The 14,051-nt window shown below is 62.5% G+C and carries 12 protein-coding genes and 1 tRNA gene; 5 read left to right on the top strand and 8 right to left on the bottom strand.

Features of this window, described 5'->3' with window-relative positions:
• The first annotated feature begins 66 nt into the window (after positions 1 to 66).
• From XANALMUS060_RS02245 to XANALMUS060_RS02230, 5 genes are all read left to right on the top strand, one after another.
• Positions 67 to 603: a GNAT family N-acetyltransferase gene (locus XANALMUS060_RS02245; protein WP_045736939.1), complete on the top strand. Its 537-nt coding sequence runs from the start codon at positions 67 to 69 to the stop codon at positions 601 to 603.
• Positions 600 to 932, top strand: coding sequence for a non-heme iron oxygenase ferredoxin subunit (locus tag XANALMUS060_RS02240; RefSeq protein WP_045736938.1), 333 nt, complete (start codon positions 600 to 602; stop codon positions 930 to 932). The genes XANALMUS060_RS02245 and XANALMUS060_RS02240 overlap by 4 nt, the downstream gene beginning before the upstream one ends.
• Positions 933 to 1,536: 604 nt before the next feature.
• Entirely contained in the window at positions 1,537 to 1,680 is a 144-nt protein-coding gene (locus XANALMUS060_RS20450) for a hypothetical protein (RefSeq protein WP_161795369.1), read from the top strand.
• Between the two features lie 823 nt (positions 1,681 to 2,503).
• Positions 2,504 to 2,791 (top strand): DUF3175 domain-containing protein, encoded by a 288-nt coding sequence (locus tag XANALMUS060_RS02235; RefSeq protein ID WP_235430300.1) that lies wholly within the window; start codon positions 2,504 to 2,506, stop codon positions 2,789 to 2,791.
• Positions 2,792 to 2,892: 101 nt separating this feature from the next.
• Entirely contained in the window at positions 2,893 to 4,242 is a 1,350-nt protein-coding gene (locus XANALMUS060_RS02230) for an EAL domain-containing protein (protein ID WP_045736937.1), read from the top strand.
• A gap of 157 nt (positions 4,243 to 4,399) precedes the next feature.
• Here the strand turns inward: XANALMUS060_RS02230 and pnp are convergent, their stop codons facing one another.
• From pnp to XANALMUS060_RS02190, 8 genes are all read right to left on the bottom strand, one after another.
• Positions 4,400 to 6,508: a polyribonucleotide nucleotidyltransferase gene (gene pnp / locus XANALMUS060_RS02225; RefSeq protein WP_045736936.1), complete on the bottom strand. Its 2,109-nt coding sequence runs from the start codon at positions 6,506 to 6,508 to the stop codon at positions 4,400 to 4,402.
• A gap of 189 nt (positions 6,509 to 6,697) precedes the next feature.
• Complete coding sequence (rpsO, locus tag XANALMUS060_RS02220; protein ID WP_003467392.1) at positions 6,698 to 6,958, bottom strand: 30S ribosomal protein S15; 261 nt, start codon at positions 6,956 to 6,958, stop codon at positions 6,698 to 6,700.
• 192 nt (positions 6,959 to 7,150) lie between these two features.
• Entirely contained in the window at positions 7,151 to 8,077 is a 927-nt protein-coding gene (truB, locus tag XANALMUS060_RS02215; RefSeq protein WP_045736935.1) for a tRNA pseudouridine(55) synthase TruB, read from the bottom strand.
• Between the two features lie 153 nt (positions 8,078 to 8,230).
• Complete coding sequence (gene rbfA / locus XANALMUS060_RS02210; protein ID WP_045736934.1) at positions 8,231 to 8,641, bottom strand: 30S ribosome-binding factor RbfA; 411 nt, start codon at positions 8,639 to 8,641, stop codon at positions 8,231 to 8,233.
• Positions 8,642 to 8,763: 122 nt separating this feature from the next.
• Positions 8,764 to 11,463: a translation initiation factor IF-2 gene (gene infB / locus XANALMUS060_RS02205; RefSeq protein ID WP_045736933.1), complete on the bottom strand. Its 2,700-nt coding sequence runs from the start codon at positions 11,461 to 11,463 to the stop codon at positions 8,764 to 8,766.
• A 95-nt stretch (positions 11,464 to 11,558) separates the two neighbouring features.
• Entirely contained in the window at positions 11,559 to 13,070 is a 1,512-nt protein-coding gene (nusA, locus tag XANALMUS060_RS02200) for a transcription termination factor NusA (protein WP_045736932.1), read from the bottom strand.
• On the bottom strand, positions 13,067 to 13,672 hold the full coding sequence (gene rimP / locus XANALMUS060_RS02195; protein ID WP_045736931.1) for a ribosome maturation factor RimP: 606 nt from the start codon (positions 13,670 to 13,672) through the stop codon (positions 13,067 to 13,069). The genes nusA and rimP overlap by 4 nt, the downstream gene beginning before the upstream one ends.
• A gap of 205 nt (positions 13,673 to 13,877) precedes the next feature.
• Positions 13,878 to 13,954 (bottom strand) — tRNA-Met (locus XANALMUS060_RS02190).
• Positions 13,955 to 14,051 lie beyond the last annotated feature (97 nt).

The following is a 14,051-nucleotide window of genomic DNA, read 5'->3' as shown; positions in this document are numbered from 1 at the left end:
CCTGCCACGCTGTGCGGCATTGTGCTCGCGGCATTCCACGTTGCAGACTTACGACATAATCGCCACATGCACGCCATTACCTTCCGCAATGCCAGCCTAGACGATCTGGACGCCATTGCCGCCCTGGTCACATCGGCCTATCGTGGCGACAGCAGCCGTCTCGGCTGGACCACCGAAGCCGACTTACTCAACGGCGCCCGCATCGATCCCGACCTGCTGCGCGCGGACATCCTGCGTCCACGCAGCGCGGTGTTACTTGCCGAGCACGACGGTGCGCTGATCGCCTGCGCGCACATCGCCAACAACGACGACGCTGGCTACTTCGGCATGTTCGCGGTGCAGCCGCAAGCGCAAGGCCAAGGCCTGGGGAAAGCCGTGCTGGCCGAAGCCGAGCGTATCGCCTGGCAGACATGGCGAGTGCCTGTCATGCGCATGACCGTGATCGACGTGCGCGAGGAATTGATCGCGTTCTATCAACGCCGCGGATACCGTCGCACCGGCATCAAGCAGCCGTTCCCCTACGGCGATGCCCGCTTCGGCCTGCCCAAGCGCGACGACCTGCGTTTTGAAATACTGGAAAAACCGCTGGAAGGTGCTGCATGAGCGAGACCTGGACCTTCGTCTGTGCCGACGGCGAACTGCTGCCCGGCGAAATGAAAACGGTGTGGGACGAAGTGACCGCCACACCGATCGTCGTGTTCAATTTCGACGGACACTGCTACGCGCTGGAAGATCGCTGTAGCCATGAAGACTACGAACTATCGCCAGGCACCTTCGACAGCACCGCGGGCAGCATCGAATGTGTACTGCATGGTGCACGTTTCGATGTGCGCGATGGCCGCGCGCTATGCGCCCCGGCCTACGGCCCGGTCGCGAAGTTTCCAGTGAAATTCGAGCACGGCGGCGTGTGGACCCGCGACGATCGCGACTGAACGCGAGCTCGGCACTTCTCACCCAAGATCGGGCCGCGCACATCCGTGTGCATCGGCGCACGCAGCCCACGCATCGGTGCCGAGTGCATCGCAAAGATCACGTCACGGGATTGTTGATCAGGATCTTCGTCCGGAGCAGATCGCCGGTCGCATCGGCGATTGGGCACTGGATAGCAGACGACATCTACTGCGCTGATCCGCATTACGCCTGGTCGCTAGGCAACAACGAAAACGCCATCGGATTGGCCCGACAGTAACTGTCACGACACACCGATTCCAGCACCATCACCGATGCATACCCGCGATGGATCGAGCAAGGACTGTGCAATCGTCCGCGCAAGAGACATCGGATTCAAAAAATTCCCGAAGTCTTCCCCGGAATCCTCCTCGGCGGCATTGCGAATCAGAGCTGATCCGCCGCAACGAGGCCCATGGTCACCGCGCAAATCGGCGCCACCATACCCGCACCACGGCCATCGACATACGCATTTGCACAACCTAGCTGAATATATCCTAGACACACAGATATAGCCCATCAATACACACCAGAACATTGACGTCGATGACGTACACAGCAAATCAAGCGTCCCAACTCACACATGCGATGAATATCGCCAAACCCACGCAAATTCGCGCGATGAGATGGCGCGAACACACTGCGACACACTCCTCGCACCACACCAACCCAAAAAGATCAATTCTTCAGCAGCAAGCTACAGAAGCGCAAAAATATTGTGCAATTTACTGAATTGAATCGCCATCAGCAGCAAGACATCCACATAATTCGCACGATTTGACAATCCATCACCGGGCATGGAAACGCGCAACGCAACCTCGAACAAGGCATGGCGCGCGAACAAGATTCTTGCCAGCATCAATTACCGTAGCGAGTCGCCCGCTCTAAATGCACTACATCAGCGCCCGCACCACCATCTGTGCATGACGGTATCGATACCACGATGCGTAACTCCACAATGACGCAATGAAAATACGCTTACGCACACGAGATACACACTCCTGCCACGCCTCGGCGGAACCTTACCCGCACGCAATGGCAGCGACCTTCAATGATCGTTAAATAACCTAACAACACCACTACAGAAGCAGTGGTGACGTTACCTTCGCCATCAAGAGAATCTGCAAGAAGCGTGCTTTTTTAAAGAACTCTTCGTTAATCGTTCATCGAATATGACACTGTCTACCACGCATGCCGCATAGCGCGGTTATGGTGTTGATGAGGTCATGCCTGCCCGTCTAGTGCCTGCACTTGCAGTGTGAGCTTCAGTTCGGGAAACGGAATGCAACACGGCATCTGATCGGACAACCACATCACCGAGCACGCACGCGAAAAATCGCATCGCGCGCGAACGTGGCAGTGTTCGACTCCGCCGCGACCGCACCGTTTCCAGATCCGTAACGGCATGTTTCTCGACTCGTGGCGCACATCAGCGTCCCGGTATATGCGCACCCCTCGCATCACCAAGCCCCCCATGCAGTTAATCCACTTCCCCCGTCATCGCCAAGGAGCGCCATCAATGGCACATAGCAGTTCCAATGTGTCCAACCCCCATATGAGCCAGACTCTCTCCAACGACTCGCACCGATCGCTAGGTGTCGCCCCCAGTGTGTTCGAGCGCGACGATCCACTCTCGATCGCGCAATCACTCAAACAATCCGCCGATCAGAATGCACGGCGTCGCACCGGCCCCTACCGATCGGCGATGTCGATGCTCACCTTCTACATCAATCGCACTGGCAGTCAGTTGTCGGCGCATCGCCGCAAAATTCTGGAACAAGCCAAGGACGAACTGCGCAGCCTGTATGGCAAGCCGCGCAAGGGCAGCAGCAGCCACGGCTGAGCAGCTAGCTCGCAGCGTGATGGCCCCCATTCCACACGCTGCGACACCACACATGCAACGAGGCATCGCTGTACTCCAACGCATTCCCACGTGATGCCAACATGTCACAGGCACCCGACACTCAGGACGAAGTCCAGCGCATTACCACCATCGCGTCGAACGACGACGCGGTGCTGCTGTCGCGCATCATTTTGGCGCAGGGCGAGATCGCCGCCGCTGGCGCAGATCCGCTGCAAGTCGTCGACGTGGTGGCACGACGCGCGCAGGAGTTGACCCGCTCCACCGGCGCGGTGGTGGAAATGTGCGACAGCGGCGACATGCTGTACTGGTCGGCCAGCGGCATCGCCGAGCAGCATCTAGGTCTGCGCCTGCCCAGCAACGGCAGTTTGTCCGGCCTGTGCATGCACACTGGCCAGGTATTGCAATGCGATGATTCGGAAACCGATCCGCGCGTGGATCGCGGTGCCTGCCGCAAGATCGGACTGCGGTCGATGCTGGTGGTTCCACTGCGCTACAACGAACGCGGCATCGGCGTGCTCAAGGTGATGTCGCCTTACCGTTTCGCCTATACCGCACAGGATGTACGCACACTGGAGATGCTGGCGACGCTGGTCGGCGCGACGCTGGCGCTGGCGATGGATCGCGCGGCGCTGCAGACCGATATCGCGCGCCGTCAGAATACCGAGAAACACGCGTTCCGCGAAAAAGCGGCAATCGCCACGCGCATTCGCGAGACGGTCGCCAACACACGTCTGCAGATCGTGACCCAACCGATCTTGGCGCTCCCCTCGCAACGCATCGTCGGAGTAGAGGCACTGTCGCGGTTCCCCTCCAATCTCGCCCTGCCACCGCTGCGATGGTTCGACGACGCCACTCGGGTCGGGCTGGCGCTGGAACTGGAGTTGACTGCGGCAAGGCAGGCGCTGGAGTTGCTCATACAGCTACCGGCACCACTGTACCTGGCGATCAACGTCTCCACGCAAACACTGCTGCATCCGCAACTGCAGGAGGTATTGCATGGTTACGATCTGTCGCGACTCGTCCTGGAGATCACCGAACAACTGCAAGCGCCGGATTATCCGCGCCTGTCCGAGCACATTGGCGCACTGCAACGCCAGGGCCTGCGTATTGCGTTGGACGATGCCGGCACCGGCTTCGCCAGTCTGCGCCATCTGCTGCATCTTGCTCCGGACATCATCAAGCTGGACCTGACCCTGATCCGTGGCATCGATGCCGAGCCCCGACGTCAACGGCTCACACTGGCGATCCTCTCCTTCGCCGCCGAAACCGCTGCCGACGTCATCATCGAGGGCATCGAGACCGAAAGCGAATTGGTCACGCTACAAGCACTGGGCGCACGCTACGGACAGGGTTACCACCTGGCACATCCAGGGCCGCTGTCAGCGCATCTGGCGCGCTATCCAACAATCGACGATGACACGCTGAGATGAGCACCTAAAGCCAATGGGCGATGCGCGAGCGCAACGTCATCGCAATCGACAGGTCCTACTGTATTCACGACGAACGCGCGCCCCGCAGCAAACGCGACGCATGAAAAAAGCGGGCCGAAGCCCGCTTTTTCTTGAAAGCACGATGCAAGCCGGCGACTTACTCGGCCGCCACGCCCTCGCCTTCCTCAACCGCCTTCATCGACAGGCGAATACGGCCCTGCTTGTCGACTTCCAGCACCTTGACCTTGACCACGTCGCCTTCCTTCAGCTTGTCGCCGACCTTTTCCACGCGCTCGCTGGAGATCTGCGAGACGTGCACCAAGCCATCCTTGCCCGGCAGGATGGTGACGAACGCGCCGAAATCCATGATCTTGGCGACCTTGCCTTCGTAGATCCGGCCCGGCTCCACGTCCGAGGTGATCTGCTCGATGCGTGCCTTGGCGGCCTGCGCGGCGATGGCGTTGACCGAGGCGATGACGATGGTGCCGTCGTCCTGGATGTCGATCTGGGTGCCGGTTTCCTTGGTGATCGCCTGAATGGTCGAACCACCCTTGCCGATCACTTCGCGGATCTTGTCCGGATGGATCTTGATCGTCAGCAGGCGCGGCGCGTAGTCGCTCAGTTCCGCACGCGGGCTGGTCAGCGCACTGGCCATTTCGCCGAGAATATGCAGACGGCCCGCCTTGGCCTGCGCCAGAGCCTGCTTCATGATCTCCTCGGTGATGCCTTCGATCTTGATGTCCATCTGCAATGCGGACACGCCTTCGGCGGTACCAGCGACCTTGAAGTCCATGTCGCCCAGGTGATCTTCATCGCCCAGGATGTCCGACAGCACCACGAAGTCGTTGCCTTCCTTGACCAAACCCATGGCGATACCGGCCACTGGCGCCTTCACCGGCACACCGGCGTCCATCAGTGCCAGCGAGCTGCCGCACACCGAGGCCATCGACGAGGAACCGTTGGATTCGGTGATTTCCGAGACCACGCGAATGGTGTACGGAAACTCCTCCATGGTCGGCATCACCGCCAGCACGCCGCGCTTGGCGAGGCGGCCGTGGCCGATTTCGCGACGCTTGGGCGCACCGAAGCGACCACACTCGCCCACCGAGTACGGAGGGAAGTTGTAATGGAACAGGAAGTTTTCTTTGTATTCGCCGGAGACCGCGTCGATCACCTGACCGTCGCGAGCGGTACCCAGCGTGGTCACCACGATCGCCTGCGTCTCGCCGCGGGTGAACAGCGCCGATCCATGGGTGCGCGGCAGCACGCCGGCTTTCACGCTGATCGGACGCACAGTGTCCAGCGCGCGGCCATCGATACGCACCTTGGTGCTCAGCACCGAACCGCGCATGGTCTGGTATTCCAGTTCGCCGAATTCCTTGGCCAGGTCGGCCGCGACCCAGTTCTCGTCGGTGGCGCGCGGCGCCAACTGCGCCAGCACGTCCTTCTTGATCGCAGCAATGGCATCGCGACGCTGCAGCTTGTCGCGCACCTGGAACGCCGCAGCCAGTTGGCCGCCGACGGCTTCCTTCAACGCGGCGATCATGGCCGCGTTCTTGGCCGGAGCAACCCAATCGGAGGGCTTGGTGCCGGCTTCGACAGTCAGTTCGTTGATCGCGTTGATGACCTTCTGCATTTCGCGATGGCCGAAGGTGACCGCACCCAGCATGACCTCTTCCGACAACAGCGCGGCTTCGGATTCGACCATCAACACCGCGTTCGCGGTACCGGCCACGACCAGTTCGAGCTGCGAGTCCTTCAGGTCCGTCACGGTGGGATTGAGAATGTATTCGCCATTCTTGTAGCCGACCTTGGCGGCGCCGATCGGTCCATTAAACGGAGTACCCGCGAGCGACAGCGCCGCCGACGCGCCGATCAACGCGGCGATATCGCCGTCGATATCGGGGTTCATCGACATCACCGTGGCGATGATCTGCACTTCGTTCTTGTAGTCTTCCGGGAACAACGGCCGGATCGGACGGTCGATCAGACGCGAAATCAGCGTCTCCTTCTCGGTCGCACGGCCTTCGCGCTTGAAGAAGCCGCCGGGAATGCGACCGCCTGCGTAGAACTTCTCCTGATAATCGACGGTCAGCGGGAAGAAGTCCTGCCCTTCGCGCGCACTCTTGGCGGCGACGGCGGTGACCAGCAGTACGGTGTCGTCCATCTTGACGATGACGGCGCCGCCGGCCTGGCGGGCGATCTCGCCGGTTTCGAGGGTGACGGTGTGCTTGCCGTACTGGAAGGTTTTGGTGATTTTTGCCACGGGGTTTCCTTGGAAGATACTTTCTGCAAATGGACCGCGAACGGCCCATGCCGCTGGCGGGTGGTGGCCTGGGGGATCCGGCCGGTGGCGCGGAGCATTTCCCCGGACCACAGTGCTACTTAAAACAAAACTAGTGTTACCTAAAACAAAACCGCGGCGCATCGCTGCGCCGCGGTGGGTTGGGTTGACTCAGCGGCGCAGGCCGAGCTTCTCGATCAGTGCCTTGTAACGCTCGCCGTCCTTCTTCTTGAGATAGTCGAGCAGGCTGCGGCGGCGGTTGACCATCTGCAGTAGGCCACGACGGCTGTGGTGGTCTTTCTTGTGGGTCTTGAAGTGGCCGGTGAGCAGCTCGATGCGCGCGGTCAACAACGCGACCTGGACTTCAGGCGAACCGGTGTCGGCGGCGCCGCGCTTGTTTTCTTCGATGACTTTCTGGGTGTCGATGGACATGATGTGTTTTCTCTTGAGATGCGGGGCCGGCAGGAACGTGCGGAGGACGCACCACCTGGCTCGCCGATTGCGAAGGATTGCGCCGAAGCGCGTAGTGCCTGAAAGGCTGCGGAATTGTACCGGCACCGGCCTTGCCGAACAAGACGTTAAGACAGCGTCATGACGACCCACCCAGTGACGTATCGGATTGAATCACAGATTGAACATTCGCTGCGGTGCCAACAGCCCACCGGCATCGACCTGGCCCAATCCCAGCGGCTCGCCCTCGGCATCGAACACCGCCGCCAGGCCGGGCGTCCACGACGCATCACGCAGGCGTTGCCCCATCCGGAAGCGCTGCGCCGCAGCACCCTCCAGCCGTAACGGCGGAAAATCCACCAGACCAGCCGCCAACGGCAACAGCAACGCGTCCAAACCGGCAGGATCGTGCGCGGCAAGCTGCTGCAACTGCTCCAGAGTGACCATCTGCGGCGTGCGGAACGGCTCCACCCATAACCGTCGCAGCGCAGCGATGTGCGCACCGCAGCCTAACGTCTCGCCCAGATCGCGGGCCAGACTACGGATGTAGGTACCGGAGCCGCAGACCACGTGCAGACGCAGGCGCTCACCGACATGCGCGAGTACCTCAATCGCCTGCACGTCGACCTCACGCTCAGGCGCCTCGATGGTTTCGCCGCGACGCGCCTTCATGTACAGCGGCTCGCCGCCCTGCTTGAGCGCCGAATAGATCGGTGCCCGCTGCCGAATACGTCCGCGCAGCGGTGCCAGCGCTGCCCGCAGTGTGGCCGCGTCGAGCGGCGGCAGCGGACGGGTGCGCAACACCGCGCCATCGGCATCGTCGCTATCGGTTGTCACCCCGAGCACGATCTCGGCCTCGTACGCCTTGGCCGAGCCGAGCAACAACCCGGCCAGCTTGGTCGCCTCGCCGAAGCACAGTGGCAGCAGGCCGGTGGCGAGCGGATCCAGGCTGCCGGTGTGGCCACCTTTCTCCGCGCGCAACAGGCGTCGCGCCGCCTGCAGCGCGGCGTTGGAACTCATGCCGGCAGGCTTATCCAGCAGCACGATGCCATCGAGACGGCGGAAAGCAATGCGCGGCAAGCGGGGACCGATGAGAGGCATGATGACGGAACTCGGGACTCGGGGCCGGGGACCCGGGAAAGCGGAAACTACAGCAGCCGATGGGCGCGGCTGGCCACGATGCGGCAGGTGCGTCCATCAGCACAACAGGACAATCTGCTGAACTGCGCCGCATGCTGCATTCGCGGCGACGCCTCAGCGCTTGGGAGAATCCGACGTGTCGGTGGCGTCACTATCGTCGGCGTCGACGCCGGACTGCAGCTCGGGCATATCGCGCAGCAAGGTGTCGATACGCTCGCCGCGATCGACCGAATCGTCGTAATGAAAATGCAGTTCGGGGACGTGACGCAATTTCATCGCCCGCGCCAACTCGGTACGCAGTTGCGGGGCGAGTTCTTTCAGCCCCTTGACCGCCTCGCCCGAGCGCTCGGGCATCAGCGCGGTGACGAATACCTTGGCATGGGCCATATCACGGGTGACTTCGACGTCGGAGACACTGACCGACGGCAGGCCATGATCGCGCACGGCGGCATGCACGATCGTGCCGAGATCGCGGCGGATCTGCGCGGCAACGCGATCGGTGCGGCGGAAGGATTTGGTGGGCATGGATCCGGAATCTCGTTATTCGGGACCCGTGACCCGGAATCGGGAACCCGGAAAAGCAAAAGCCGTTGCGCCTGGCTCTCGCTTTTCCCGGGCGCCGGGTCCCAGGCCCCGGGCCCCGGCTTTCAAAGCGTGCGCTGCACTTCGATGCGCTCGAAGCACTCGATCTGGTCGCCGGCCTTGACGTCGTTGTAAGCCTTCACGCCGATACCGCACTCGGTGCCGTTGCGAACTTCCTCGACGTTCTCCTTGAAGCGTCGCAACGATTCCAGTTCGCCCTCGAACACCACGGTGTTGTCGCGCAGCACGCGGATCGGCTTGTTGCGCTTGACCACACCCTCCACCACCATGCAGCCGGCGACCGCGCCGAACTTGGAACTGCGGAACACATCGCGCACCTGCGCGGTACCGATGATTTCTTCGCGAATCTCCACGCCCAGCAGACCCGATGCCACCTGCTTCACCTGGTCGATCACGTCGTAGATGATCGAGAAGTAGCGCAGGTCGATGCCGTTGGTCTCGATGATGCGCCGCGCCGACGCATCGGCGCGCACGTTGAAACCGATCACCGTGGCTTTGGAAGCCAGCGCCGAATTCGCATCGGACTCGGTGATGCCGCCCACACCGGAGTGGATCACGTTGATGCGGATCCGCTCGTTGGACAGTGCGGTCAGCGACTGTTTCAGCGCTTCCACCGATCCCTGCACGTCGGCCTTGATCACCAGATTCAACGACAACTGGCCCTCGCCCTTGCCGAGCTGGGACATGATGTCTTCCATGCGGCTGCCCGCCGAGGACACCAGACGCGATTCGCGGCGCTTGGTCTCGCGCTGCTGCGCCACATCCTTGGCCAGACGCTCATCGTCGACGACCACGAAATCGTCGCCCGCATCCGGCACGCCGGACAGACCAAGGACCTGCACCGGAATCGACGGACCCGCTTCAGCCGGCTGCCGACCGGTTTCGTCGAACAACGCGCGCACGCGACCGTATTGCACGCCGCACACCAGGTAATCGCCCTTCTTCAGCGCGCCCTGCTGCACCAGCACCGTCGCCACCGGACCACGCCCCTTGTCCAGCGAGGACTCGATCACCACACCGCTGGCGCGGCCTTCGGCCACCGCGCGCAATTCCAGCACTTCGGCCTGCAACGAAATCGCATCCAGCAGCGTGTCGATGCCTTGACCGGTCTTCGCCGAGAGTTCGACGAACTGGGTATCGCCACCGAATTCCTCGGCCACCACGTTCTGTGCCAACAGTTCGTTCTTGACCCGCAACGGATCGGCTGCGGATTTATCGATCTTGTTGACCGCCACGATCAGCGGCACGCGCGCCGCTTTGGCGTGCTTGACCGCTTCGATCGTCTGCGGCATCACGCCGTCGTCGGCCGCGACCACCAGCACCACGATGTCGGTGAGCTTGGCACCGCGCGCGCGCATCGAGGTGAACGCGGCGTGGCCCGGGGTATCCAGAAAGCTGATGACGCCACGGCCGGTTTCGACATGATACGCACCGATGTGCTGCGTAATACCGCCCGCTTCGCCGGTCGCGACCTTGGTGCGGCGGATGTAGTCCAGCAACGAGGTCTTGCCGTGGTCGACGTGGCCCATGATGGTGACCACCGGCGGCCGCGGCCGCTTTTCGCCCTGATCATCCTCGGTGTGCGCCAACAGCGCGTCCTCGGCATCGGCACTACCGGCACGCAGCGGCTTGTGGCCGAGTTCTTCGGTGACCAGCGCCGCCGTGTCGTGATCGATGCTCTGGGTGATGGTGGCCATCACGCCCATCTTGAACAGCGCCTTGACCACATCGCCGCCCTTCAGCGCCAGCTTCTGCGCCAGATCGGCCACGGTGATGGTGTCGCCGATCGCCACTTCGCGAACGACCGGTGCGGTCGGACGCTCGAAGCCGTGCGAGCCGCCGCCGCTACGCGACGGTTCGGTCTGACGGCGTCCACCGGCATTGCCACCGCGCGGCTTGCTGCGGACGTTGGAGCGGCGCGCACGATCGGCCGCAGACAAATGCAACTGACCAGCGAAACGGCTGGTGCTGTCGTCGTCCTCGACCCCTGCGACCATCACATGCGAACCGCGGGTCTTATGCTTGTGCCCGGTCGTACGGTCATCGCCGCGCGGGGCAGCCGGCTTCGGCGGATGATGCGGCGCAGACGCCGGACGCGGCGGCGCGGCCGGACGCGGCGCGCGCGGCGCGGCAACCGTGCTCGGCGCGGCAGGCGTGGACGCTGCCACTTCCTGGATGTCGGGCTCCTGCTCGGCTTGAGCGGCCTTGCGCTCGGCTTCGGCACGATCCAGCACGTCCTGCTCGGCCTTGCGCTTGCGCTCCAGTTCGTCGGCACGCGCACGGTCCTGTTCGGCCAGACGCTGCTGCTCGGCCAGGTTGCGCTGTTTGGACTCCTCCAGCTTGCGCAGGATCTCGGCACGCTCGTCGTCCACCCGTCCACCCGACGTGGCAGCACCCGCACGATCAGCCGCCAGATCCTCGGCCGACTTCACGTAGGTGCGCTTCTGCCTGACCTCGACGTTGACCGTGGTCTTGCTGCGCCCGGCGCTGACCGTCACTTCCTGCAGCTTGCGCCTGTTCAGGGTGATCTTCTTCGGCGCCGCCTGGGCCTCTTCCTCGACCGGCTTGTCGGTCTTGCCGTGGGTACGGCGCAGGAAGCCCAGCAGTTTCATCTTTTCGGTACTGGTAACGACTTGGTCGGGCCCGCTGAACTTCATCCCGGCCTCGGCCAGTTGAACCAGCAGTTTTTCGACCGGCGTATTCACCAGTTCGGCCAACTTGCGGATGGTGGTTTGCTGCGACATTCGGATCCTATGATCTGGTTGGCGCCCCCTCGACGCGTGCGAAGGTAGCGCGGATTCTAAGCCCTGATCGGGTCAGGGCGGTGGTCATCGCGGACTCATTCGCCGCGCTCCAAACGGGCGATCTCCTCGGCACGGGCGGCCAGGATCAGCGCAGCGGCGCGCTCGTGATCCATGTCCTCGATGCCGAACTCGAGGATATCGTCGGCCGCCAAATCCGACAGGTCCTCGCTGGTGCACACACCATGGCCAGCCAGCGCATACGCGGTGGCTTCGTCCATACCCGCAAGCGACAGCAGATCCGCCGCCGGCACGCCGCTGTCGTCGCTTTCTTCGGCGGCCAGCGCCTCGTTGAGCAACGCATCGCGTGCACGGGCACGCAGTTCCTCGACGATGTCCTCGTCGAAGCCTTCCACCGCCAACAGCTCGCCAACCGGGACGTAGGCGATTTCCTCGACCGAGTTGAAGCCTTCGGCGACCAGGATCGCGGCGATTTCCTCGTCCACTTCCAGTTTTTCCATGAACAACTGGCGGGCGACGGTCTGCTCGGCCTCGGACTTGGCCGCGACTTGCTCGGCAGTCATCACATTGAGCTGCCAGCCGGTCAGACGGCTGGCAAGACGCACATTCTGGCCGCCCTTGCCGATCGCCTGGGCCAGGCGATCTTCCGCCACCGCCAGGTCCATCGAGTGTTTTTCCTCATCGACGATGATCGACTGCACCTCGGCCGGCGCCATCGCATTGATGACGAAGTTGGCCGGGTTGTCGTTCCACAGCACGATGTCCACGCGCTCGCCGTTAAGCTCGTTGGAGACCGCCTGCACGCGCGAACCGCGCATGCCGATGCAGGCGCCGATCGGATCGGTGCGGGTGTCGTGCGCGAGCACCGCGATCTTGGCACGGTCGCCCGGATCGCGTGCGCACGCCTTGATCTCGACCAGACCCTGGCCCACTTCCGGCACTTCCAGCTTGAACAGCTCGATCATGAATTCCGGTGCAGCGCGACTGATGAACAACTGCGGGCCACGCGGCTCCGAGCGCACTTCGGCCAAGTAGCCGCGCACGCGGTCGCCAGCGCGCAATACGTCGCGCGGAATGCCCTTGTCCTTGGGGATGAACGCCTCGGCATTGCCGCCCAGGTCCACGTAGATGTTGCCGCGCTCGGCGCGCTTGACCACACCGGTGACCAGTTCGCCGACGCGATCTTTCCAGGCATCCACCACCTGTTGGCGTTCGGCCTCGCGCACACGCTGCACGATCACCTGCTTGGCGGCCTGTGCGGCGATACGACCGAAATCGGGATTCTCGATCTGCTCTTCGATGTAGTCACCGACGTCCACGCCTTCGGCTTCGTCGACCGCATCCATCAGACGGATCTGCCGGTCCGGCGATTCCATCACCACATCGTCGGCCACCACTTCCCAGCGGCGGAAGGTCTCGTAACTGCCTTCCTTGTGATCGATGGTGACGCGCGTCAGCACGTCCTGATCGGGGTAGCGTTTTTTCGCCGCAGAGGCCAGCGCGGCCTCGATCGCATCGAAGATCACTTCGCGCGGCACGCCCTTCTCGTTGGCGACCGCATCGACTACCAGCAACAGTTCCTTACTCATTCTTTCGCTCCGCGCGCAGCCGTGTCGGCCGCCGGTTCGTTGGATGGTTTCTTATTGGATTTTGGGTTCTTGCCGGCAGGCTTTGGCCCCTTGCCCGGCTTGGTGGGTGCCAGGCCCAGCGCCGCCCAATCGGGCAGAATCCGCGCTTTGTCGATATTGTCGAAGTCCACCCCCAGCTCGGCGCCATCAACCTCGAACACGATCCGACCGGCGTCCACCTCGACCTGCAGGATGCGACCCTGCAGACGCCTGCGACCCTGCTGCGGCAGTTTCAGCACCACTTTCGCCGACTCGTCCCGATGCCGCGCGAACTGCTCGGCCGTGAACAATGGACGATCCACACCCGGCGAGGACACCTCCAGCGTGTAATGACCGCTGATGGGATCCTCCACGTCCAGTTGCGCCGACACTTCACGACTGACCCGTTCGCAGTCGTCGATGTTGACCATGCGCTCGGGCTGTTCGCCCAGCGGCACGTCGATATACAGGCGCAACGTAGCGCCACCGGACGCTGGCAGATACTCAGCGCCCAGCAGCTCCAGACCCAATGCATCCACGGTCGGACCCAGCAGATTCGCGATTTCGTTCGCCTTGTCGCTCACAGCCTGCCTTGCATCAGAATGGAAAAGAATCGGTTTAACGCAGTTCCGGTTCCCCGGAAACGACAAAGGGCCCGCTGGGCCCCTTATCCGGTACGACTCCGGTCACGCTGGATTCCGGTTACGACGACGGGAACATGCGTCATCGCGAAGCCCAAACTTCTCTCCTGCACACAACCGATGTCATGATTGTTGCAGCAAACAAATATGGTAGCGGGGGCAGGATTTGAACCTGCGACCTTCGGGTTATGAGCCCGACGAGCTGCCAGACTGCTCCACCCCGCAGCAGAAGCGGAATTATGAAGACTTAGCGACGTACTTGCAAGCCCTGATCGCATTTTGATGTGACCAAGATTCCATCTGATCGAAAGGCGCATACCGA

The organism is Xanthomonas sp. MUS 060 (assembly GCF_000963215.1).
In the GTDB taxonomy this organism is placed as follows: Bacteria; Pseudomonadota; Gammaproteobacteria; order Xanthomonadales; family Xanthomonadaceae; genus Xanthomonas_A.
Note: the sequence above shows the minus strand (reverse complement) of the source record. Positions and strands in the feature narration are given on the sequence as shown.

Coding starts and splice junctions, on each gene's coding strand:
- truB (WP_045736935.1), bottom strand. CDS start 8,077: ATGCCTCTCATCGGTCCCCGCTTGCCGCGCATTGCTTTCCGCCGTCTC.
- XANALMUS060_RS02230 (WP_045736937.1), top strand. CDS start 2,893: ATGTCACAGGCACCCGACACTCAGGACGAAGTCCAGCGCATTACCACC.
- XANALMUS060_RS02245 (WP_045736939.1), top strand. CDS start 67: ATGCACGCCATTACCTTCCGCAATGCCAGCCTAGACGATCTGGACGCC.
- XANALMUS060_RS02235 (WP_235430300.1), top strand. CDS start 2,504: ATGAGCCAGACTCTCTCCAACGACTCGCACCGATCGCTAGGTGTCGCC.
- infB (WP_045736933.1), bottom strand. CDS start 11,463: ATGTCGCAGCAAACCACCATCCGCAAGTTGGCCGAACTGGTGAATACG.
- XANALMUS060_RS02240 (WP_045736938.1), top strand. CDS start 600: ATGAGCGAGACCTGGACCTTCGTCTGTGCCGACGGCGAACTGCTGCCC.
- rpsO (WP_003467392.1), bottom strand. CDS start 6,958: ATGTCCATCGACACCCAGAAAGTCATCGAAGAAAACAAGCGCGGCGCC.
- nusA (WP_045736932.1), bottom strand. CDS start 13,070: ATGAGTAAGGAACTGTTGCTGGTAGTCGATGCGGTCGCCAACGAGAAG.
- rbfA (WP_045736934.1), bottom strand. CDS start 8,641: ATGCCCACCAAATCCTTCCGCCGCACCGATCGCGTTGCCGCGCAGATC.
- XANALMUS060_RS20450 (WP_161795369.1), top strand. CDS start 1,537: ATGAATATCGCCAAACCCACGCAAATTCGCGCGATGAGATGGCGCGAA.